The following is a 22,125-nucleotide window of genomic DNA, read 5'->3' as shown; positions in this document are numbered from 1 at the left end:
TGCTCAGCTGAACAGGTAGTGTCCGCACACCGGCCACTGTCCGGAGCCGGCCTCGGTGTACAGCTTCTCGGCCAGCGCCGTCTGGGTGGCCGCGCTCGCGTCCGAGGGCAGACCGGAGCCGCCCAGCGAATCCCAGGTGCCGATCGTGAACTGGTACATCCCGTAGAAGCCGTTGCCGGTGTTCTCGCTCGGGGTGTCCCCGGACTCGCAGGTCGCCAGGGCCGTCCAGTTCAGGCTCGACGCACTCGTGGGCAGCGCCTTGGTGCCCACCGAGAGGACCTCGTTGACCGGCTGCTTGGTCACCGACTCCGAGATCTGCTTCGGGGACTGCTTGGCGCCGTTGACCACGAGCACCGCGTACGTCACGGTCTCCTCGCCGTCCACACCCTGCGTCTTGACCGAGCTCGTGCCGACGTACTGGGTCGAGTCGTTGACCTTGGTCGTCTGGAACGGGAGTGAGACCTGCTTCGTCTCGGTCGTGCCGGTGATCCGGTTTATCGAGATCGTCTCGCCGTCCGCCGGCACGGAGTTCGCCGCGACCGACGGCGCGTCCTGGTTGTGCAGCGTTATCCCGGCCTGCGCCATCGCCGCGGTCACGGTCGGCGCGGTGGTGTTCAGCGGCAGGGACTTGCCGTCCACCAGGAAGGTGACGTGCCGCATCGTGTAGACGACCAGGCCGCTCATCCCGGCGCGCGGGATGTCCGCGGACAATGGCTTGGACGCCTGCGCGCCGGTGGTGCGCACGCCGAGCTCCTGCAGCGCGGCGGCGACCGTCGGGTAGTGCACCCAGGCGGTCGTCTTCACGCCGTTCACGCTGACGTTCAGCGGACGGCCGTAGCGCACGGTGATGGTCTCGTTGTTCGAGGCCGAAGATCCGGGCGCCGGGCTGACCACGTCCTTGCCGCCGGTGCTGATCCCGTCCGCCGTGAGCACCGCGCCGACGCTGCCGGCGAAGGTGTGCACGGTCTGGGTCTGCCCGTCGACGCTCAGCGTGATCGACTTGTCGAAGGCCACATACGTGACCGCGCCCGCGACGAGGGCGGCGAGCACCGTGCCCTGCACGATCCGGCCGAGCGGGCCGGTGCGCGGCCGGGTGCGCAGCACCTTCGGCGGCTTGCCGACGCCGTCGGTCTTCGTCTCCGGACGCGTCGGCGCGGCGGAGCCCTTCGCCCGGCTGCGGCGCGGTCCGGGGACGGGCACCGTGGCGGTGTCCGGGACCGGCTCGGCCACCGGCGCGTCCAGGCCGTAGTCGCCGAGGGACGACGTGTCCAGTGTGGACGGGTCGGCGACCATTGTGTCGGTGGCCAGCGCGGTGCCCGCGGAGTACTGCTCGGCCGCGTACTGGTTCTCAGCGTACGAAGGCTCCGCGTAGCTGTTCGCGTAGCCCGTCTCCGCGTAGCCCGTGTCCGCGTACTCGCCGTACGGCGCATATTCGCCGTAGGACTGGGCATTCGCGTCATAGGTGGCGTCTGCGTCGGTCGAGTAGGCCGGCTCGTAGCTGTTCTGGCCGTGCTGGCCATGCCGACTCTGATAGCCGGACTGCTCGGGCTCGGCCTGCTGGTAGTAATCCGCCGAGGACTCGGCGTACTGGCCCTGCGGGCCGTACTGGTCGTACTGCTGGTACTGCTGCTGGTTGTACTGGTCCTCGTAGTAGTACTCGGCGGCTTCGGACGACCCTTCGGCGCCCGCGTACGGGGCCCCGGCGTATCCGCCGGTCTGACCGCCCGTCAGGTCGGCGTAGCCGCCCTGCGAGTAGTCGGCTCCATAGTCGGGGCTATGAGGGGGGTTCGAGCGCGTACCGCTCACAAGACTCCAGACCTCGTTGATCCCGGGCACGGCGGATTCCGAAGCGGCGCGGTCGTGCGTATCGCGCCGCCGAGCGCGGACCGGGGCCCGCGCCGGTTTCCACCGATCCGGCTACCGAGCATCGGACTTTAACCGACTCCGGGCCAAGGTCGCCATAGCCCGCATGGGTTTTGGAGGCGGTCGAATTGTCCGATAAGCGAGTAGCCTGCACCGCCAAATCAGTGCATTCCGGGGCAGCCTACCGGCCGAGAGTGTGAGCTTTCTCCTACCAATGACCTATTTGGCCTAGCTCGAAGAGGTTGTCGAGAAATGGTTACACGAGTCCGAAGGCGTGTCGGGTGTTCGCATCCAGCGCCGCGCACAGATCGCGCAGGTCCACGCCCAGCGTCTCAGCCATTGAACGCACAGTGTACGGGATCAGATATGGAGCGTTCGGCCGCCCCCGGTACGGCACCGGCGTCAGGAACGGAGCGTCGGTCTCGACGAGCACGCGATCCAGTGGAGTGACGCGCAGAGCCTCGCGCAGCGCCTCGTTCGCCTTGAAGGTGACCGGACCCGCGAACGACAGGTAGTACCCCGCCTCCGCGCACACCCGTGCCATCGCCGCGTCCCCGGAGTAGCAGTGGAACACGACCCGCCCGGGAGCCCCTTGCTCGCCAAGAATTCGCAGCACGTCCTCGTGCGCGTCCCGGTCGTGGATCACCAGCGTCTTGCCGAACTCCTTCGCCAGCGCGATGTGCCGCCGGAACGACTCCTGTTGCGCGGCAACGCCCTCGGGCCCCGTGCGGAAGTAGTCGAGCCCGGTCTCGCCGATCCCGACCACCTCGGGCCGCCCCGCCAGTTCGGTGATCCGTGCGATGGCCTCGTCGAGCGCCGTCGCCCCGCCCGCGCCCCGGTGCGCCCCTCGCCCGGCCCACTCATCCATATCGCCCAATACGAGCCGCGGCGCCTCGTTCGGGTGTAGCGCGACGGTGGCGTGGATTGCCGCGAAGGCAGAAGCCTGCTGAACCGCCCATTCGGACGAACGTACGTCGCAGCCCACTTGGACCAGTGTCGTCACGTTGACCGAGGCGGCGAGCTTCAGCGACTCCTCGGGCGTGCGCTCCTGCATGTCGAGATGCGTATGCGAATCCGCCACCGGCCCCGGAAGCGGCTCCGGCACCGGCGGCGGCACGTCCTGCTTGGACTCCTGCGACTTGCTCCTGGCCATGGGCCCGAGTCTACGGGCCGTGCACCATCTGCCTGGGAGAAGGGCGTCAGCCTCAGCCCTCGGCCCGCTCCTCCAGCCGCGGGAAGAGCACCGCGCCCTTGGTCACGACCGAGCCCGCCGGCAACTGGCCCCAGCGGCCCGCGTCCTGGACCGGCTGCTCGGCCAGCTCGCCGAGCGAGGCCTCGGCGCCGAGCGAGTCCCACAGCGCCGCGGAGGACTTGGGCATGACCGCGTTCAGCAGGACGGCGACGGCGCGCAGCGATTCGGCCGCGGTGTAGAGGATCGTCGCGAGCCGCGCCTGGGCCGCTTCGGACGTGTCCTTCGCGACCTTCCACGGCTCCTGCTCGGTCAGATATCCGTTGACCAGCTTGATGAAGTCGAAGATCGCGTTCAGCCCGCCCTGGAAGTCCAGCGCCTCGCCGATCCGCTCGTCGGCCGTCTTGACCGCGCCGGCCAGCGCGCCGGTGATCGCCTGCTCGGCCGGGCCGTGGTCGGCCGCGGCCGGCAGCACGCCGTCGAAGTACCGATTGACCATCGCCGCGACCCGCGACGCGAGGTTGCCGTAGTCGTTGGCCAGTTCCGAGGTGTACCGCGCGCTCAGGTCCTCCCAGGAGAACGAGCCGTCCTGGCCGAAGGGGATCGCGCGCATGAAGTAGTAGCGGTACGCGTCGGAGCCGAAGTGATCGGTGATCTGCGCGGGGGCGATGCCGGTGAGCTTCGTCTTCGACATCTTCTCGCCGCCGACCAGCAGCCAGCCGTGGCCGAAGACCTTGCGCGGCAGCGGAAGCCCGGCCGCCATCAGCATCGCCGGCCAGATCACCGCGTGGAAGCGCAGGATGTCCTTGCCGACCAGGTGCACGTCCGCCGGCCAGGTCCGCTCGAACTTCTCCTCGTCCGAGCCGTAGCCCACCGCGGTGACGTAGTTCAGCAGCGCGTCGATCCACACGTACAGCACGTGCTTCGGGTCCCACGGGATCGGGATGCCCCAGTCGAAGCTGGTGCGCGAGATCGACAGGTCCTGCAGGCCCTGCTTGACGAACGAGACCACCTCGTTGCGCGCCGTCGCCGGCTGCACGAACCCGGGGTGCTCCTCGTAGTAGGCGAGCAGCTTGTCCGTGTACTGCGACAGCTTGAAGAAGTAGTTCTCCTCGCGGATCGTCTCCACCGGACGATGGTGGATCTTGCAGACCAGCTGTCCCGCGTACTCGCCGGTGCCGTCCTCGACGTCGCCCGGGAGCTTGTGCTCCTCGCAGGCCACGCAGTACAGGCCTTCGTACGAGCCCTTATAGACCTCGCCGGCGTCGTACAGGTTCTGCCAGAACTCCTGCACCCGCTCGGTGTGCCGCTTCTCCGTCGTCCGGATGAAGTCGTCGTTCGCGGCGTCGATCGTCTCGAGCACCGGCAGCCAGGCCTCGCGGACCAGCTTGTCGGTCCACTCCTGCGGGCTCACGCCGTTCGCCCGGGCGGTGCGCAGCAGCTTCTCGCCGTGCTCGTCGGTGCCGGTGAGGTACCACACGCTCTCGCCGCGCTGCCGGTGCCACCGGGTCAGCACGTCACCAGCCGTCGTCGTGTACGCGCTGCCGATGTGCGGCGCGTCGTTCACGTAATAGATCGGCGTGGTGACGTAGTAGGACTGGTCGCTGGAAGCCATGTCGGAATTCTACGGGGTGGCGAACCTCACTCGGTCCCGGTCTTGCCCGCGACCACGGCGTCGAACACCGCGCGCTTGGGCAGCCCGAGTTCGGCCGCCACCGCCGCGATCGCGGTCTTCCGGTGCTCCCCGGCCTGCTCGCGCGCGGTCACGAGCGCGGCGAGCGACTCCGGCGTGTGGTCGGCCGGTCCGGTGGGCGACGCGCCGGAGACCACGACCGTGATCTCACCGCGCACCCCGTCCGCCGACCACGCGGCCAACTCGCCGAGCGTGCCGCGCTTGACCTCTTCATACGTCTTGGTCAGTTCGCGGCAGACGGCGGCGGGCCGGTCCGCGCCGAAGCTCTCGACCATCGCGGTCAGCGTCTCGGTGATCCGATGCGTGGCCTCGAAGAAGACCATCGTGCGCGGTTCGTCCGCCAGCGCCGCGAGTACGCGCTTGCGCTCCCCGGCCTTGCGCGGCGGGAACCCCTCGAAGCAGAACCGGTCCACCGGCAGCCCGGACAGCGCCAGCGCGGTGAGCACGGCGGACGGCCCGGGCACGGCCGTGACCCGGATTCCCGCCTCGACCGCGGCCGCGACCAGCCGGTAGCCGGGATCGGAGACCGAGGGCATCCCGGCGTCGGTGACCAGCAGCACGTGCGCGCCCTCGACCAGCCGCGCGACGAGCTCCGGGGTGCGGGCCGCCTCGTTGCCCTCGAAATAGGACACGACGCGCCCGGCCGGCTCCACGCCGAGTTCCCGGGTCAGCCGGCGCAGCCGCCGGGTGTCCTCCGCGGCGACCACGTCGGCGGTGCGCAGCTGCTCGGCCAGCCGGGGCGGGGCGTCCGCGGGGTCGCCGATCGGAGTCCCGGCGAGCACCAGCAGACCCTCGTTTTGTAGCTGTTTCACGACGACCATCTTCGCTTACTACGCGTTCTCAGAAGCAATCAATACGATGGCGCGCGTGGAGAGCGACGTGGATGACGCCAACCTGATCGAGGACGAGGTCGTCGAGGCCGGTGACCAGGGCCTGCCCGCCGGGGCGAGCCCGCGGCGGCGCTGGCGGCGGATCGAGCGCGGCAAGGTCTGGTGGCGGCCGGCGGGCGGGCCGCGGCCGGCCGAGCGCCCGCCGCTGGCCGAGCGGCTCAACCCGCCGTACTACCCGGAGTTCTTCCGCGGCGCCGGCTGGATCCTGCCGGTGGTCGTGACGTTCATCGGCGGGATCATGCGCTTCTGGGACCTGGCCAGGCCCAACAAGATCATCTTCGACGAGACGTACTACGCCAAAGACGGCTGGTCGATGTGGGTCTACGGCTGGGAGCACAACTGGCAGACCTCCTCCGCCGCCGACCCGAAGCTCGCGGTCGGCGGGGGCTACGGGAGCCAGGGCGCGGCCAGCTTCGCCTCCGGCCCCGAGTACGTCGTCCACCCGCCGGTCGGCAAGTGGATCATCGGCTTCGGCGAGAAGATCTGGGGCCTGAACCCGGTCGGCTGGCGGCTGATGGAGGCCGTGCTCGGCACCCTCGCGATCCTCATCCTCACCCGCACCGCGCGCCGGATGTTCCGCTCCACGCTCATCGGCGTCCTCGCGGGCCTGTTCCTCAGCTTCGACGGCCTCGCCTTCGTGATGGCGCGCACCGGCCTGCTCGACGGCATCCAGATGTTCTTCGTGCTGGCGGCGTTCGGCGCCCTGGTCGTGGACCGCGACAAGGTCCGGGAGAAGGCCGCGGCCTGGGCCGAGGACCACTTCACGGGTACACCGCTGCTCAAGGGCGAGCACGGACCCAAATTCGGCCTGCGCCCCTGGCGGATCCTCGCCGGTTTCATGCTCGGCTGCGCGACCGCGACCAAGTGGAACGCGGTGTTCTTCGTCGCGGCGTTCGCGGTGCTCACCGTCGTGTGGGACCGGGGTACGCGCCGCTCCCTCGGCCTGCGCAACCCGTCGATCGCCACGCTGCGCCGCGACGTGGGCTGGGCCTTCCTGACGCTGCCGGTGCAGATGGCCGTCGTCTTCATCGCGTCGTACGCGGGCTGGATCTTCAACACCTCGAACGGCGGTGGCTACAACCGCTTCTGGGCCAACTCGAACCCGGCCGCCGGCTTCCCGGACGTCCCGTTCAGCAGGCAGCTGACGCAGTGGCTGGTGCCGGACTGGCTGCGCTCGCTGTGGAACTACGTGCATTCCGAGTACCAGTTCAACGCGAACCTCCAATCCCCGCATCCATACCAGTCGAATCCGTGGTCCTGGCTGGTCATGGGCCGCCCGGTCGCCTTCGACTACACCTCGCCGAAGGTGGGCACCAACGGCTGCACCGCGGCGATGCACAGCTGCTCGCAGGAGATTCTCGCGCTCGGCAACCCGTTCCTGTGGTGGCTGGCCACGGCCTCGATCGTCTACCTGCTCTGGCTCTGGATCGGCCGCCGCGACTGGCGGGCCGGGGCGATCCTGTGCGGCATCGCTGCGGGCATCCTGCCGTGGATGCACTACTCCGAGCGCACGATCTTCTCGTTCTACGCGGTGATCTTCGTGCCGTTCATGTGCCTGGCCGCGGCGACGAGCGTGGGCGCGATCATCGGCCGGGCGGACGCGCCACCGGTCCGCCGAGCCTGGGGCGCCGCGGTCGGCGGGGCCATGGTCGTGGCGATCATCGGCATCTTCATCTACTTCTACCCGATCTACACGGACCAGACGATCTCCTATAACGACTGGTCCTCGCACATGTGGTTCCAATCCTGGATCTAGCCGGGAGCACGGCTGGGCTGGGCTGAAATGGATCTGGGCTCGGCGCGGACCGCGTAGGCTTTCCGCGTGGCGAATCTGGTCAATATCGAGTCAGTCAGCAAGGCCTACGGCACTCGCACGCTCTTGGACGGGGTGTCGCTCGGCCTGGCCGAGGGCGACCGGGTCGGCATGGTCGGACGCAACGGCGGCGGCAAGTCGACCCTGCTCAAGCTGCTGGCCAAGCAGGAGCAGCCGGACTCGGGCCGCGTCGTGCACAGCGGCAACACGCACGTGGTCGTGGTCGGCCAGCACGACGAACTCGACCCGAACGCAACGATCCGCGCACAGCTGCTCGGCGGCCGCGAGGCGCACGAGTGGGCCGGTCAGTCGCAGATCCGCGACGTGATCTCCGGCCTGTTCGGCGGCCTCGACGCGCCCGGCTTTCCGCAGGGCCTTGATACGCTCGTCGGCCCGCTCTCCGGCGGCGAGCGCCGTCGTGTCGCGCTGGCGAAGGCGCTGATCGAGCCGGACGCGAGCGACCTGCTGATCCTGCTCGACGAGCCGACGAACCATCTGGACGTCGAGGGCATCGCGTGGCTGGCCCGGCACCTGAGGCAGCGCCGCTCCGCGCTGTTCGTCGTCACGCACGACCGCTGGTTCCTCGACGAGGTCTGCGACCACACGTGGGAGGTCGCCGGCGGCCAGGTGCATGCCTACGAGGGCGGCTACTCGGCGTTCATCCTGGCCAGGGCCGAGCGCGCGCGGATCGCCGACGCCGACTGGGACCGCAAGCAGAACCTGCTGCGCAAGGAACTCGCGTGGCTGCGGCGCGGAGCCCCGGCACGCACGTCGAAGCCCAAGTTCCGCATCGAGGCGGCCAACGAGCTGATCGACAGCGAGCCGCCCGTGCGGGACAGCGCCGAGCTCACCCGCTTCGCCTCGGCACGCTTGGGACGTACCGTCTACGAGCTCGAAGACGTCACGTACCGCGTCGGCGAGGGCGATACGCAGCGCACCCTGCTGCAGCAGGTCACCTGGCAGCTCGGCCCCGGCGAGCGCGTCGGCCTGGTCGGCGTCAACGGTGCCGGAAAGACGAGCCTGCTGCGTCTCCTCACGGGCACCGTCCAGCCCGCCGGCGGCCGCGTCGTCACCGGCGTGACCGTGAAGCCCGCCGTGCTCTCGCAGGAGATCACCGGTCAACGCGCGCCGGGTGAACACAGCATCGACCCGAACCTGAAGGTGCTCAAGGCGGTCGAGGAGATCAAGACCAGCATCGACCTCGGCAAGGGCCGCGAGATGACCGCGTCCCAACTGCTCGAACGCTTCGGCTTCACCGGCGAGAAGCAGTGGACCCCGGTCGGCGACCTCTCCGGCGGCGAGCGGCGCAGACTCCAACTGCTGCGGCTGCTCATGGGCGAACCCAACGTCCTCCTCCTCGACGAGCCCACCAACGACCTGGACATCGACACGCTGCGAGCGCTGGAGGACCTGCTCGACGGCTGGCCCGGCTCGCTGCTGGTCATCTCGCACGACCGGTATTTCCTGGAGCGCGCCACCGACCACATCGTCGCGCTGCTCGGCGACGGAACGCTGCGCATGCTCCCCGGCGGCGTCGACGAATACCTCCAGCGCCGTGCCGCGACCGCCGCTTCGGCCCCGGTCCCGGCCTCCGCCGCCCCGACCGCGCCTGTTTCGTCCTCCGCAGCCAAGGACCAGCGTGCCGCGCAGAAGGACATGGCCAGGATCGAGCGCCGGCTGGACAAGGTCTCCGGTCTCGAGAAGGACCTGCACGACCAGATGGCGGCCGCCGCGACCGACTACGAGAAGGTCGCGGAACTCGACGCCAAGCTCAGGGAACTGACGGAAGAGCGCGAGCGCCTCGAAGAGGAGTGGCTGACGCTCGCCGACTAGCCCGTCCCGCAACCCCCGCGGCCTGCGACACCGGAAGCATGCCGAGCGGGGCGGAGATCTCGGTTCTCAGCAATCTGCTGCAGAACGTCCTACCGCAGAACGTCGTCGGCGAGTTGGTCGCGCACGTCCTGGAGAGCGCCGTCCAGCTTCGAAGAGATCGCCGAGCTGAGTCAACTCCCCAACCTCCGCACCCTCGTCCTCCGCATCCCCGCGCGCAGACAGCCGAACTCGACGCCGTCCAGTCACAACTTCCCGCCATCCGAGTGACCCGCACGTAGCCCTCATACAACCCCACAACTCCGCCATCCCCGCGATTTCCCCCGCCCCGCCGCCGTTCCCGAAGCCACGTCCCTAACGTGGCGATATGACCGATACCTCCCTAACGCCCCGCGAGAACCAGATCCTCTCCCTGGTCCGCGAAGGCCGCTCCAGCAAGGAGATCGCCCGCGACCTCGCCATCACCCGCGCCACCGTCCGCTGCCACGTCCAACGCGTCCTCACCAAGCTGGGCGTAGCCACCCGCCTCCAAGCCGCCGCCCTCCCGCCCCCGGCGCCGGCACCGCCCCCGCCCTCACCCCCGTCCGCGTGCCCATCCGCATCGCCGTCCCCTCCCGCGCCGCCGCTTGCATCCCAAACCGCGCAGCCGTTCCCATCCTTGTCCCTGTCCGCGCCCCCGCTCGCACCTCCAACCGCGCCGCCGCTCCCGTCCCCGTCCGCACCCCCACCCTCGGCCATATCCGCCCTGACCCCCCGCGAGACCCAAGTCCTCCGCTGCATCGCCGCCGGCATAGGGCGCACGGAGATCGCGAAGCGCCTCTTCATGTCCCCCCACACCGTCCGCACCCACATCCAGCGCATCCTCGCCAAGCTCGACGTCCACTCCGCCCTCGCCGCCATGGCCCTCGCCCGCCGAGCCGGCGTCACCCCACAGGAGACCGCCTGACCAGGGGGCGGACGCCGGGAAATGTTGTGGGCGCCGTGGTGGGAGGGCTGGGAGGATCAAGGCATGTCGATGGATCCTCTGCTGGCTGAAGCGCGCGGGCTGTGGGAAGAGTTGGCCCGCGTGCCGGTGTCGTTCGATCCGCTAGGGGGCTGCGGGTGGTGGTGTCGCCGGAGTCGTGGATGTGTCCTCCAGGATGGGTCGGAGTGGTGGTTCTCGGCGGCTCGGCGATCGTCGCCGCACCGAGTGAGGCCGCTGCTGCGGTGATCGGCGAGGCGTTTTCCGGCTTGACGGTTGAAGCAGTGGCGAATGCCGAGGCGGTCGGTTCGGTGCTCCCCGTTGCCGAGGCGCTCGGTCCGGCGACGTTGGGATATCTCGCCGAGGGCGACTTCCGCCAAATGCCGACCGGGTCGCACGTCGTCGACCAACTGGCCGCTGGGAATTCCGAGTTGCACGAGTTGGAGCAGTCGGCGGGCGAAGCCGATGCCGATGAGGCCGGACTCGGCGAGATCACCTCGCCGGCCTTTGCCATCCGGATCGGCGGCGTGGTGGCCGCGGCTTCCGGGTATCGGATCTGGCCGCGCCGGATCGCGCATATCAGCGTTCTGACTGCGCCGGGCCGGCGGGGTCAGGGACTCGCTCGCGCGGTGGCTTCGAGCGCGGTGGCTCACGCGTTGACGGCCGGGTTGCTTCCGCAGTGGCGCGCCCGACCGGCGGCGTCCCGCCGCGTGGCCACCGCGTTGGGCTTTCGCGAACTCGGTGCCCAGCTGAGCTTCAAGCTGCTCTGACACGCGTCGGCGGCGAAATTCCTTTCCGTGCTGGGCTCGGGCCGGATTACGGTACTTGGCATGACGAGTGCCGATCGGGTCGCTGAGACTCCGTCCGTTCGAGATCTGACCGGTGTGGGGCTCGCGACGTCCCGGCTGGTGCTGCGCGAGTTTCGCGAGGCGGATATCGACGCGATCACCGAGGCGTGCCAGGACGGCGAGATCGAGCGCTTCACGATGCTCCCGGTGCCCTATCGGCGGACCCACGCTGAGAAGTTCGTCCGCGAGATCTGCCCGAGCGGACGCGCCGCCGGAACGGATGCGGCGTTTGGAGTCTTCACGGCGGACGCGGCGGACACGGCGACTCTGGTCGGGGCGGTAGGTCTGCACAACCTTGCGCAACTGGACGAACCGGCCGGTGGCAGCGCGGGGATCGGCTACTGGACCGCCCCGTGGGCGCGACGGCGCGGATACACGTCCGAAGCGGTCGGCGCGGTGTGCCGGTGGGGATTCGGAGAATTCGGGCTCGCGCTCATCAGGTGGGATGCGATCGTCGGGAATGAGGGATCGTTGAAGGTGGCGCTCCGCAACGGCTTTGCGCTCGAAGGCACCCGACGCGCGCAGCTACTTCACCGTGGCGTACGCAAGGACCTGTGGGTCGGCTCGCTGCTGTCCGATGAGTTCGCGGACTGTCCAGCCCGCTGAATGTCGCATCCCGAAGGCTCAGGACGGGTGGGAGGGCTGCTTCGGCGATTCAGGCCGAGGCTTCGCCGCCGCGAATGTCGGTGGGATTGGGCAGGATGTCGCGTGTGATGGAGCAGGCGCAAGAGTTCTGGGATGAGCAGGCCGCGAGTTTCGACGAGCAGCCCGATCATGGGCTGCGGGATCCGGCGGTGCGGGCGGCGTGGAGGGATGTTCTGCTGCCGCTGATGCCGTCGTCACCTGCGGCTGTGATCGATCTCGGGTGCGGGACGGGCAGCCTCGCGGTGCTGCTGGCCCAGGCAGGCCATCAGGTGCGCGGTATGGACCTTTCCGGGAAGATGCTTGCTCTCGCCGAGCAGAAGGCCGCGGCGGCCGGCGTGCGCGTGGACTTCCAGTGGGGCGACGCGGCGGCACCGCCCTACCCGCCGGCGTCGTGCGACGTGGTCCTGGCGCGGCATGTCTTGTGGGCACTGCCCGATCCGGCCGTCGTGCTGGGGCGATGGGTAGGGCTGTTGCGTCCTGGTGGACGTCTGGTGTTGATCGAGGGCAGGTGGTTCACGGGAGCCGGGTTGAGCGCGGTCGACTGCCGGTCCCTGGTCCTTCGCCACCGGCAGGAGGCGACCGTGCACAGGTTGGATGCTCCATCGCTGTGGGGCGGGCCCATCCAGGACGAGCGTTACGCGCTGGTCAGCGGACACTGACCGCGCACAGAACCGGCGCCCCCACCTGACTTCACGGTGGGGGCGCCGGACGTGCCTTGGGTCAGGGTACGGAGACCCTCACTCAGCGGGCGTTCTCCTCGGCGGACTCGGTGGAGACCGCCTTGTCGATGCTGGACTGGCCGTGCTGCGCGGCGGTGCCGAGCTGGCTCTGGCCGAAGATCCAGCCGATGTACCTGTTCGGGGCGCACAGGGCGGGGATCAGGGTCGCGGCCTTGGGGGAACCGAGGCCGGAGGCCATGTCGTAGCCCTTGGTGGCCTGGAACAGGCTGCCGGTGTAACCGGACGGCGAGTAGGCGTTGTTGCCGGTCGTCTCGTCCTGGAAGTCCTTGGCGTAGCTGCCCGGGTTCTTCGCCAGGTTGTAGATCGTCGGGTTGATGAAGCCGGCGGGGCCGTTCACCGTGCAGCCGCGGGAGCTGTCGGCGAGGGCGGTGATCGCCGCCATGACGGGGGTGGCGAGGCTGGTGCCGCCGTCGACCAGGACGTAGTCGCCGTTGCTGTCCGCGTAGTTCATCTGCGGGAAGCCGGAGCGCCAGTCGCCGAGGGCCGAGATGTCGGGGACCTGGCGGCAGGTGGCGCCGGTGGCCGCGCCGCAGACGTCGCTGTAGCCGGCGCCGACGAAGCCCGCCTGGTAGTTGGCGCGGCCGCTCAGGCTCTGCCAGATCGACACGCCGCCGCCGGTCGCGCCGCCCTGCACCGCGGAGTCGTTCCACGGGGTGACGGTCGGGTTGCTCAGGCCCTGCATGTAGGTGCCGCCGACGGCGGTGATCCAGAAGTTGTTGGCCGGGTCGTCCACGGTGACCGTCGGGTCCTGCTGGGCCGCGGAGTTGCAGCCCTCGGAGCCGTTGTCGTCGGACGAGGTGAAGAAACTCTGGCCCTGCACCGCCGCCAGCTGCAGCGTGGTGGTCTGGCCGTTCTCCAGCGTGTTGTCGATCGCGCCGGCCTCGCAGCCGCCCCAGGACAGCGAGATCACGTTCGCGGAGTCGGCGGCGACCGGCGCGGCGAAGGTGTCGAGCCAGTCGGCGTCGGTGAACGAGGCGGTGATGTCCGGGCCCTCGAAGTCGACGATCGAGGCCTTCGGGGCGATCGAGGAGATGGCCTCGATGTCCAGCGAGGCCTCGACGCCGACGTTGTTCGTCGCGGTCGGCTGGACCGTGGTGCCGGCGGCGGACGTGTCGTAGCTGACCTTGCTGTGCGAGCCGACGCAGCTCTCGTAGTCGGAGACCGCCTGGTGGTTCACGGCCTCCCACTCCTCGACGGCGACCGTGACGCCCTGGCCCTGGTTGCCGGAGGTGAGCTGACTGGCGTAGCCGTACGCGCTGGCCATGGCGGTCGGCGAGTAGTACGTGCCGCCGTCCTTGCCGGCGTAGCCGAAGTGCGTCAGGTACGAGTCGATCGCGGTGGTGAACGTGGAGCACATCGCGGGGACGGCGCCGCTCTTGCCCGACGACTTGCCGGCCGTGGTGACCGAGGCCGCCGCGCTCCGGGAGTTCTTGGCCGGCGTCTGGTGGTCCGCGCTCAGCTTGAGGAAGTCGTCGAGGCCGATGATGCCGCGGACGTCGCTCGAGACCGACTGGTCCAGCTTCGGCAGCGAGGTCGCGTTGAACGCGGTCTGGCCGTCCGCCAGCTTGTAGCCCGCGAAGCCGATCTTGAAGGCCTGCTTGAGCTGGCCTATCGTGGCGCTCACCGGCACGTAGAAGTTGTCGTCGATCGCCGCGCCGGGGGTCAGGCCGGCCGCCGTGAGCGCCTGGCTGACCGCGTTCACCGTGGACTGCGACGGGGCGAACAGCAGCTGGGTCTGCCACTTCGTCAGGTACTGCTTGTAGAACACCGAGTTCGGGTCACCGACCAGCTGCGCGTACTGGCCGAGCTCGGCGGCGTTGCGCGGCTCGAGGGCGATGTCCACGTTGATCTTGGTGGAGTCGCTCGGCGCCGCGGCGCTCTTGGCCCCGGCCGGCACGGTCGCGATGGAGCCGACCGCGGTGGGGGTGTGTGAGACGGCGCTCGTGGCGGCGTCCGCCTGCGCGGTGCCCATCGCGATGGCGACGGCCAGAGCGGTGATCGGCGCCCCGATCCGCAGGGCGCGGGTTCGCGAACCGGCGGATATTCGGGTCCGTGGGATGCGGGTGTTCCCCATACGGTTCTTCTCGATTCGCTAGCGCGTGGGGGCCGGCCCCAGGTCCCCCGGGGGCATCAATGCCCCGATGCCACACGGCATCGCAGTCCTTGATAACGCAAGGTGGCTACGCGCCGGTAGGGAATCTCTTTGCATTTCTTCATAGTTCCGTGCTTGTCGCCCAGCCGTGATCCAACTGAGATAAATCAGGGGGTGAATATGCCCTATTGTCCGAAACTGTCAGGCAGCGCGACGCGATCGGGGCGGCTGTACACGTTGGCACGGCGGCCGCGGACGAAACCGGCGAGTGTGAGTCCGGACGCGTCGGCCAGTTCGACGGCGAGCGAGGAGGGGGCGGAAACGGCCGCCAGGACGGGGATCCCGGCGGCGGCGGCCTTCTGCACGAGTTCGAAGGAGGCGCGTCCGCTGACCGCGAGCAGCATGCCGCGCAGCGGGAGGCGGCCCTCGCGCAGGGCCCAGCCGATCGTCTTGTCGACGGCGTTGTGCCGGCCGACGTCCTCCCTGATGCAGAAGAGCGTGCCCGCGGCGTCGAAGAGGCCGGCGGCGTGCAGGCCGCCGGTGGAGTCGAAGAGCTTCTGGCGCTCGCGGAGCCGGTCCGGGAGGGAGTAGAGCACCTCGGGGGTGATCCGCACGGGATCGTCGGCGACGGACCAGCAGGCGTTGGCGTGCACGGCTTCGATCGAGCTCTTGCCGCAGATCCCGCAGGAGCTGCTGGTGAACGTCGTGCGGTTCAGCGACCAGCCCGGCTCGGCCACGCCGGGGGCGAGATCGACCTCGACGATGTTGTACGGGTCGTGCTCGTGGCCGTCCTCGCCGTTCCGGTTGTCGGTGCAGTAGCGCATCCGGGCCAGATCCTCCCGGCCGCGCACCGCGCCCTCGCTCAGCAGGAAGCCCGCGACCAGGTCGAAGTCCTCGCCGGGCGTGCGCATCGTGACGGCCACCTGGCGGCCGCCGACCCGGATCTCCAGCGGCTCCTCGGCGGCCACGCTGTCCCGGGCGCCCACGGCCGAGCCGCCGTCCAGCCGGAGCACCGCCGCGCGCGCCGTCACCTTAGCCATGGGTCCAGCGTATGCCGCATCGGGAGCGGACCGGGCCGGACGGGAAAGGCAAGACCCCCGATCCTCCCCTGGGAGGATCGGGGGTCCCGAGCTCAAGACTTGGCTGGAGCTTGGTTCACCTGGGTTCAGCTTGGACCTCAGGCGTGCTCAGACCGCGCGCACGTGCTCGGCCTGCGGGCCCTTCGGGCCCTGGGTGACGCTGAACTCGACGCGCTGGTTCTCCTCCAGCGAGCGGTAGCCCGTGGAATCGATCGCCGAGAAGTGCACGAACACGTCGGCGCCGCCGTCGTCCTGGGAGATGAAGCCGTAGCCCTTCTCCGCGTTGAACCACTTGACCGTACCGGAAGCCATTTCTCTCCTTGATGAAAAACAGGGGGACGTCGAACGAAACGCACACCGTGTGCGCCTCGGGTTGCCGTTTCGTGACTGTCCCGCCCGCTGGGTCCGCAAGGAGGGTGGCGCCGCAAACACAAAGGCCCGCGGCCGTACTCCCGCGGGCATTCAACGAAGCATTCAGGGAACTGCAGCTGCAACCACGACCACCCTAGCACGGCGGGACGCATTGTCAGCGTCACTCGCACGAGTGATTCCGCCGCTGGTCCGACACCCGGAAAACCGGTGGAAATCAGGGGCGCAGACGGCCTACGGTCGTTATCATGCCCTCCCCATCGCCCCTCGGGGGCCAGTTCGCGTCCTTGTGGAGATTACGCCGATATGCCCGGCCCTACCGGGCCAAGATGACCGTCATGCTCTTCGTCGCCCTCGGTTCCACCCTCATCGGGGTCGGCGTCCCGCTGCTCACCAGCTCGATCATCAACGGCCCGCTGGCCAGCGGGGACCGTGCCGCGCTGTGGCTGCTCGGCCTCTACGCGCTGCTGTTCGGCCTCGCCGAGGCAGCGCTGATCCTGACCCGCCGACTCACCCTGGCCAGCAGCGTGCTCGGCATCGAGCGCGACCTGCGCGACGACCTGTACGAGCACATCCAGCACCTCGACGTCGGCTTCCACGACTCCTGGCAGTCGGGTCAGCTGGTCAGCCGGATGACCAGCGACATCTCCTCGATCCGCCGGTTCTTCGGCTTCGCGCTGATCTTCCTGGTGGTCAACGGGGTCACCTTCCTCTCGGTCGGGATCCTGCTGATCGTCATCGACCCGCTGCTCGGCGGGATCGTGGTGCTCTTCGGCATCCCGCTCAGCCTGGTGATCTTCCGTTACGAGAAGATCTACCGGCGCAACATCCGCGCCGTGCAGGACCAGCAGGGCGAGGTGGCCACCGACATCGAGGAGTCCGCCCTCGGCATCCGGGCGATCAAGTCCTTCGGCCGCCGCGACCTGTTCTTCGCGCGGTACGACGCGAAGGCGATCCGGCTGCGTACGCTGCAGCTGCGCCAGATCCGCACCCTGGCGCAGATCTGGGCGCTGATCATCGCCCAGCCGCAGACGGTGCTCGCCCTGATCACGCTGTTCGGCGTGGCCGCGGTGGCCGCCGGGCATCTGAGCCTCGGCACGCTGGTCGCCTTCGTCGCGCTCTACCAGATGCTGGTCTGGCCGATCGAGTCCTCCGGCTGGCTGCTGGCGGCGTCGCAGGAGGCGAACACGGCGGCCGAGCGGATCTTCGAGGTGCTCGACGTCGAGCCGACCATCCGCGAGCCCGCCCCCACCAAGGTCCCGCAGGGCTCGGGGCGACTGGTGTTCGAGAACGTCGGCTTCTCCTACCCGGGCTCGGACGCGCCGCTGCTGACCGGGATCAACCTGGCGCTCGAGCCCGGCGAGACCGTGGCGGTCGTCGGCCCGACCGGCTGCGGCAAGACGACGCTGACCGCGCTGGTGCCCCGGCTCTACGACGTGACCGAGGGCCGGATCCTGATCGACGGCGTGGACGTGCGCGAACTCTCGCTGGCCGAGCTGCGTTCCCGGGTGGCCTGCGCGTTCGAGGATCCGACGCTGTTCTCCGCGAGCGTCCGGGAGAACCTGGTGCTCGGCCGTCCGGACGCGGACGAGGAGCAGGTCGCCGAGGCGCTGCGGGTCGCGCAGGCGGGCTTCGTGCGGGACCTGCCCTGGGGGCTGGACACGCGGGTCGGCGAGCAGGGCATGTCGCTGTCCGGCGGGCAGCGACAGCGGCTCGCCCTGGCCCGTGCGGTGCTCGGGCGGCCGTCGATGCTCGTGCTCGACGACCCGCTGTCCGCGCTGGACATCCACACCGAGAGCCTGGTCGAACAGGCGCTGCGCTCGGTGCTGGCCGAGACCACCGGCCTGGTCGTGGCGCACCGGCCCTCGACCGTGCTGCTGGCCGACCGGGTGGTCGTGCTCGGGCCCGCAGAGAACGGCGGAACCACCGTCGTCGCCCAGGGCACCCACCACGAGCTGCTCGAGACGGAGTCCGTCTATCGCGACCTGCTCTCCCAGAGCTCTGATCTGGCTGAACTCGCCGAGGAGGCCGTCCGATGACCACCACCGTCGACACCGTTCCGGAGAGCTCAGAAGAGGAACCGAGGCAGTCGCTCGACGACTGGCGCGGCGTGGCCGCGGAGGAGAAGGACGAGGTCTCCGCTAAGGGCGGGATCTTCCTGCGCGCCCGCTCCCGTCGGCTGCTCGCCGAACTGCTGCGCCCGCACAAGCGCGGCCTGCTGCTGGCCACGGTGCTGATCGTCGTGGTCACCTGCTTCGAGATGTGCGCGCCCTACCTGGTGTCCATCGGCATCGACGACGGCATGCCCGCCGTCAAGCACGGGGACTGGACCACGATCGCGCTGGTCGCGGCGGGCATCGGCGGCTCGGCGCTGGTCGGCTCGCTGCTCCGGCTCAAGTTCCTCACCCTGGCCGGGCGGATGGGCCAGGACATGCTGCTCGAACTGCGTCGCAAGGTGTTCACTCAGTTCCAGCGGCTGCCGATCGCCTTCCACGAGAAGTACACCTCGGGCCGGGTGATCTCCCGGCTGACCAACGACCTGGACGCGCTCAACGACCTGATCAACAGCAGCCTGGACGGGCTCGTCAGCGCCCTGCTGAACGTCGTCGTCATCGGCACGCTGCTGGCCGTGCTCGACCCGATGCTCTCGATCATCGTGCTGGTCTGCCTGCCCGCGCTGCTCGCCCTGATGGCCTGGTACACCAGGGGCTCGCGGGTCGCCTACCGGCTGCAGCGGGAGACCGTGGCCGCGGTGATCGTGCAGTTCGTCGAGACGCTCAACGGCATCCGCGCGGTGCAGTCCTTCCGGCGTGAGCGCCGGAACCGGGACATCTTCAGCAAGCTGAACCAGGACAACGTGAACGCCAACTCCAAGGCGATGATGATGTTCGGCTGGTTCATGCCGGGCATCGTGGCGGTCGGCGGCGTGGCCACGGCCGCGGTGCTGGTCTTCGGCGGTCTGCAGGTCATGGACCACACGCTGAAGATCGGTCTGCTGACCGCGTACATCCTCTACCTGCGCAAGTTCTTCGACCCGATGCAGGACCTCGCGGTGTTCTACACCTCGTACCAGTCCGCGACGGCCGCGCTGGAGAAGCTGTCCGGCGTGCTCGAGGAGCAGCCCGCGGTGCCCGAGCCGGCCGAGCCGAAGCAGCTGGCCCAGCCGGTGCGCGGCCGCGTCGAACTGGATGGCGTGGTGTTCGCCTATCCGAAGCGTGACAAGGACGAAGAGGCGCGGGTGATCCTGCCCGATCTCGACCTGGACATCGCGGCGGGTCAGACGGTGGCTCTGGTCGGGGCGACGGGCGCGGGCAAGAGCACGCTGGCCAGGCTGATGTGCCGCTTCTACGACCCGACCGAGGGCGCCGTGCGGCTCGACGGCCTGGACCTGCGCGATCTGAGCGACCGCGACCTGCGCCGCGCCGTGATCATGGTGACGCAGGAGAACTTCCTGTTCAGCGGTTCGGTCGCGGACAACATCCGGTTCGGCAAGCCGGACGCCACCGACGAGGAGGTCGAGCAGGCGGCCCGGGCGATCGGGGCGCACGAGTTCATCGAGAAGCTGCCGCAGGGTTTCGCGACGGACGTGAAGAAGCGCGGCGGACGGCTGTCCGCGGGCCAGCGCCAGCTGGTCGCCTTCGCCCGCGCGTTCCTGGCCGATCCTGCGGTGCTGATCCTGGACGAGGCGACCAGTTCGCTGGACGTGCCGAGCGAGCGGCTCGTGCAGCGGGCGCTGCGTACGATTCTGGCCGATCGCACGGCCCTGATCATCGCGCACCGGCTGTCCACGGTCGAGATCGCGGACCGGGTGCTGGTGATGGACGCGGGACGGATCGTCGAGGACGGTGCTCCGGACGCGCTGGTCGCCGGCGCCGTGGACGGCCAGGGGGACGCGCCCTCGCGCTTCGCCGCCCTGCACGAGGCCTGGCGCGAGTCGCTGGTCTAGACGGTCTAGAGGGACGACGGCTTGCGCCCCGCCGCGAAGGCGGCGGGGCGCAGGACCGGGGTCAGCCGACCGGCACGAGCTGGAAGCTCTGCGCGGTGTCGTTGCCGGTGCACGTCCACTGCTGGAACTGCGTGCCGTCGGCCGTGGACCGGTTGGTGTCGTCCAGGCATTCGCTGCCGCTGTTGCGAGCGGTGAAGGTGTACGTCCCGTTCGACAGCGCGGTGGGTTTCCACTGCTGGTTGGTGCCGCCGCCGTACGACCACAGCTGGATCGGCGTCCCGTCGCCCGTGGCGCCGGACCCGCCGGTCACGTCCCATGCCACGGAGCTCGAATTGCGGGTGACCACCTTGTAGTAGCCGCTGTCAGTCGGCTGGAACTGCCACTCCTGGTTGTTGTTTCCCGTGCCGCAGGTCCACTGCTGGACCGCGGTTCCGTTGGCCGTGGAACCGCCGGCGTCGTCGACACACTTGCCGCTGCTGTTGTTGACGACCTGGTACCACGTCGACGAGTTGATGCCGCCGTTGCCGCCCGAACTGAGGGCGGGCCAGGTGAAGGTGGCGACGGCCCGAGCCGGCAGGGTGTAGCTGAAGGACTGGCCGTTCTCCTCGACGTTGAAGCTGTGCGCGTTGGACGTGTCCGAGTTGAGCGCGACCATCGCGGTGGAGCCGTCGGGGTTCTGGAACGCGACGTCCTCGATGTTGCCCGAGCCGAAGGTGTTCGAGTCGACGCGCACGGCGCCGGGCTTGACGAACTTGCTGGCCTGGCCGAGCGAGTAGTACTCGGCGTTGTAGGACGCGCTGCCCGCGTTGTTGTCGACCGTGACCGCGGCGGTGCACGTGGTGCAGTTCATGCTCGGGCCGCCGCTCGGGTCGAGGGCCATGTTCCAGGTGACCACGGACTTGGCCCAGTTGCGGGTGGCGCCGATGATCAGGTTCTCGGTCTGCCAGTCGAGCGAGTCGGCGAAGGTGTTCGCCGGGTTGGCGGACTGGCTGCCCGAGCACTCCGTGAAGTATGTGTCCTTATTCGGGTACGCGTTGTGCACCGTGCTCTGCGCGCTGGGGTCGCCGGAGTAGCAGTGCCACGCCGTGCCGACGGTGTACTGGCCGGAGTCGTTGTTGCCGATGACGGTCTCGGGGAAGCTGGTGTCGTTCCAGTTGTGGTCGTAGCCGAGGATCTTGGTGGACACCCCCGAGCTCGCCAGCGCCGGGCCCAGGTTGTTGGCGATGAACGACTCCTCCTGGGCGGCCGTAAACGTGGAGCCGGGGTAGTTCGACGGCGAGTACTCCGGCTCGTTCTGCGCGGTCATCAGCGAGATCGGCACGCCCGCGGCCTGGTAGGCCTGCGCGAACTTCACCAGGTAGTCGGCGAAGGCCTGGTAGTCGGAGGACTGGAGCGTGCCGCCGATCATCGAGCCGCTGGTCTTCATCCAGCCCGGCGGGCTCCACGGCGTGGCCATCACCGTGATCGAGGGGTTGAGGGACAGCGCCTGCTTGAGGATCGGGAGGATGTACGACTGGTCGTGCGCGATGGAGAAGTTCGCCAGGGACGGGTCGGTCTGGCCGGAGGGCACGTCGTCGTAGCTGAACAGGGACGTCGAGAAGTCCGACGCGCCGATCGGCTGGCGCAGGAAGCTGAGCCCGATGCCGTTCGTGGGGTCGAACAGCTTGGTCATGATCGCGTTGCGCTGGGGCGAGTTGTAGACCAGCCAGGCCGAGGAGTCGGTGAACGAGGCGCCGAAGCCGGTCATGCTCTGGTACGTGGTCGACGGGTTGACCGTGACCGTCTCGCTCGCCCCGCCGGGGCCGGAGACGAAGGCCGCTCCGGCCTGCGGGGAGAGCAGTTGGCTGCCGTCGGCGGTGGTCTCCCAGACCGAGACCGCGGTCGCGGCGGAGGCCTGTGTCGCGCTGAAGGCGATCAGGCCTCCGGCGACCACGGCCACGGTCGCGGCGGTCGCGAGGAATCTGCTGCGAGGGGGCATCATCGTCCCTTTCTTGCGTGGGCACGCGCAGCGGGTGGGCGTGTAACAAATCCTGAAACAAAGCTGAGAAAGTTCCAGCATCCGCAGAAAAGCACGCACCGAGTTCAGCGTCAATGGTCTAGGCCACTTCCGGAACCGGCGGAAAGGCGGCCAATAATCGCCATCAAACGGACATAACTACTCTCGGTG

The 22,125-nt window shown here is 69.2% G+C and carries 15 protein-coding genes and 2 pseudogenes; 9 read left to right on the top strand and 8 right to left on the bottom strand.

Annotated features, from left to right (window positions below):
• Window positions 1-3: 3 nt before the first annotated feature.
• The 4 genes from VG296_RS30290 to rsmI all read right to left on the bottom strand — a co-directional run bounded on the left by VG296_RS30290 (window position 4) and on the right by rsmI (window position 5,557).
• Window positions 4-1,836, bottom strand: a complete 1,833-nt coding sequence (locus VG296_RS30290) for a ubiquitin-like domain-containing protein (protein ID WP_325571919.1) — start codon at window positions 1,834-1,836, stop codon at window positions 4-6.
• 283 nt (window positions 1,837-2,119) lie between these two features.
• Window positions 2,120-3,016, bottom strand: a complete 897-nt coding sequence (locus VG296_RS30285) for a TatD family hydrolase (protein WP_325571918.1) — start codon at window positions 3,014-3,016, stop codon at window positions 2,120-2,122.
• A gap of 52 nt (window positions 3,017-3,068) precedes the next feature.
• On the bottom strand, window positions 3,069-4,667 hold the full coding sequence (gene metG / locus VG296_RS30280; RefSeq protein WP_325571917.1) for a methionine--tRNA ligase: 1,599 nt from the start codon (window positions 4,665-4,667) through the stop codon (window positions 3,069-3,071).
• Between the two features lie 26 nt (window positions 4,668-4,693).
• The gene (rsmI, locus tag VG296_RS30275) at window positions 4,694-5,557 is read right to left on the bottom strand and encodes a 16S rRNA (cytidine(1402)-2'-O)-methyltransferase (protein ID WP_325571916.1); all 864 of its coding nucleotides are present in this window, start codon (window positions 5,555-5,557) and stop codon (window positions 4,694-4,696) included.
• Between the two features lie 46 nt (window positions 5,558-5,603).
• Between rsmI and VG296_RS30270 the strand changes: the two genes are divergently transcribed.
• The 7 genes and pseudogenes from VG296_RS30270 (at window position 5,604) to VG296_RS30245 (ending at window position 12,391) form a co-directional block, all read left to right on the top strand.
• Window positions 5,604-7,391 (top strand): dolichyl-phosphate-mannose--protein mannosyltransferase, encoded by a 1,788-nt coding sequence (locus VG296_RS30270; protein ID WP_349259760.1) that lies wholly within the window; start codon window positions 5,604-5,606, stop codon window positions 7,389-7,391.
• A 66-nt stretch (window positions 7,392-7,457) separates the two neighbouring features.
• Entirely contained in the window at window positions 7,458-9,281 is a 1,824-nt protein-coding gene (locus VG296_RS30265; protein WP_325571914.1) for an ABC-F family ATP-binding cassette domain-containing protein, read from the top strand.
• A 364-nt stretch (window positions 9,282-9,645) separates the two neighbouring features.
• Window positions 9,646-9,804 (top strand): annotated as a pseudogene (locus VG296_RS33335) (response regulator transcription factor); the annotation flags it as partial.
• Window positions 9,805-10,014: 210 nt separating this feature from the next.
• A pseudogene (locus VG296_RS33085) lies at window positions 10,015-10,224 on the top strand (response regulator transcription factor); the annotation flags it as partial.
• 203 nt (window positions 10,225-10,427) lie between these two features.
• The gene (locus VG296_RS30255) at window positions 10,428-11,009 is read left to right on the top strand and encodes a GNAT family N-acetyltransferase (RefSeq protein WP_325571912.1); all 582 of its coding nucleotides are present in this window, start codon (window positions 10,428-10,430) and stop codon (window positions 11,007-11,009) included.
• A 27-nt stretch (window positions 11,010-11,036) separates the two neighbouring features.
• Window positions 11,037-11,693 (top strand): GNAT family protein, encoded by a 657-nt coding sequence (locus tag VG296_RS30250; protein WP_325571911.1) that lies wholly within the window; start codon window positions 11,037-11,039, stop codon window positions 11,691-11,693.
• Window positions 11,694-11,788: 95 nt separating this feature from the next.
• Window positions 11,789-12,391 carry a class I SAM-dependent methyltransferase gene (locus VG296_RS30245; RefSeq protein ID WP_325571910.1) on the top strand — a complete coding sequence of 201 codons (603 nt, stop codon included), beginning with the start codon at window positions 11,789-11,791 and terminating at the stop codon, window positions 12,389-12,391.
• An 82-nt stretch (window positions 12,392-12,473) separates the two neighbouring features.
• Here VG296_RS30245 and VG296_RS30240 read toward each other — a convergent pair whose 3' ends face one another.
• The 3 genes from VG296_RS30240 to VG296_RS30230 form a co-directional block, all read right to left on the bottom strand.
• On the bottom strand, window positions 12,474-14,546 hold the full coding sequence (locus VG296_RS30240) for a S53 family peptidase (protein ID WP_325571909.1): 2,073 nt from the start codon (window positions 14,544-14,546) through the stop codon (window positions 12,474-12,476).
• 203 nt (window positions 14,547-14,749) lie between these two features.
• On the bottom strand, window positions 14,750-15,604 hold the full coding sequence (gene fdhD, locus VG296_RS30235) for a formate dehydrogenase accessory sulfurtransferase FdhD (RefSeq protein ID WP_325571908.1): 855 nt from the start codon (window positions 15,602-15,604) through the stop codon (window positions 14,750-14,752).
• A 147-nt stretch (window positions 15,605-15,751) separates the two neighbouring features.
• Entirely contained in the window at window positions 15,752-15,955 is a 204-nt protein-coding gene (locus VG296_RS30230; protein ID WP_325571907.1) for a cold-shock protein, read from the bottom strand.
• Window positions 15,956-16,341: 386 nt separating this feature from the next.
• Here VG296_RS30230 and VG296_RS30225 point away from each other — a divergent pair, with 386 nt between their 5' ends.
• Window positions 16,342-18,051: an ABC transporter ATP-binding protein gene (locus VG296_RS30225; RefSeq protein WP_325571906.1), complete on the top strand. Its 1,710-nt coding sequence runs from the start codon at window positions 16,342-16,344 to the stop codon at window positions 18,049-18,051.
• The gene (locus VG296_RS30220) at window positions 18,048-19,958 is read left to right on the top strand and encodes an ABC transporter ATP-binding protein (RefSeq protein WP_325571905.1); all 1,911 of its coding nucleotides are present in this window, start codon (window positions 18,048-18,050) and stop codon (window positions 19,956-19,958) included. The genes VG296_RS30225 and VG296_RS30220 overlap by 4 nt, the downstream gene beginning before the upstream one ends.
• A gap of 61 nt (window positions 19,959-20,019) precedes the next feature.
• Here the strand turns inward: VG296_RS30220 and VG296_RS30215 are convergent, their stop codons facing one another.
• Window positions 20,020-21,939: an RICIN domain-containing protein gene (locus VG296_RS30215; protein WP_325571904.1), complete on the bottom strand. Its 1,920-nt coding sequence runs from the start codon at window positions 21,937-21,939 to the stop codon at window positions 20,020-20,022.
• Window positions 21,940-22,125 lie beyond the last annotated feature (186 nt).

Source organism: Actinospica sp., from assembly GCF_035552695.1.
Classification (GTDB): domain Bacteria; phylum Actinomycetota; class Actinomycetes; order Streptomycetales; family Catenulisporaceae; genus Actinospica.
Note: the sequence above shows the minus strand (reverse complement) of the source record. Positions and strands in the feature narration are given on the sequence as shown.

Coding starts and splice junctions, on each gene's coding strand:
- metG (WP_325571917.1), bottom strand. CDS start 4,667: ATGGCTTCCAGCGACCAGTCCTACTACGTCACCACGCCGATCTATTAC.
- VG296_RS30270 (WP_349259760.1), top strand. CDS start 5,604: ATGGCGCGCGTGGAGAGCGACGTGGATGACGCCAACCTGATCGAGGAC.
- fdhD (WP_325571908.1), bottom strand. CDS start 15,604: ATGGCTAAGGTGACGGCGCGCGCGGCGGTGCTCCGGCTGGACGGCGGC.
- VG296_RS30285 (WP_325571918.1), bottom strand. CDS start 3,016: ATGGCCAGGAGCAAGTCGCAGGAGTCCAAGCAGGACGTGCCGCCGCCG.
- VG296_RS30230 (WP_325571907.1), bottom strand. CDS start 15,955: ATGGCTTCCGGTACGGTCAAGTGGTTCAACGCGGAGAAGGGCTACGGC.
- VG296_RS30225 (WP_325571906.1), top strand. CDS start 16,342: ATGACCGTCATGCTCTTCGTCGCCCTCGGTTCCACCCTCATCGGGGTC.
- VG296_RS30245 (WP_325571910.1), top strand. CDS start 11,789: ATGTCGCGTGTGATGGAGCAGGCGCAAGAGTTCTGGGATGAGCAGGCC.
- VG296_RS30240 (WP_325571909.1), bottom strand. CDS start 14,546: ATGGGGAACACCCGCATCCCACGGACCCGAATATCCGCCGGTTCGCGA.
- VG296_RS30220 (WP_325571905.1), top strand. CDS start 18,048: ATGACCACCACCGTCGACACCGTTCCGGAGAGCTCAGAAGAGGAACCG.
- VG296_RS30215 (WP_325571904.1), bottom strand. CDS start 21,939: ATGATGCCCCCTCGCAGCAGATTCCTCGCGACCGCCGCGACCGTGGCC.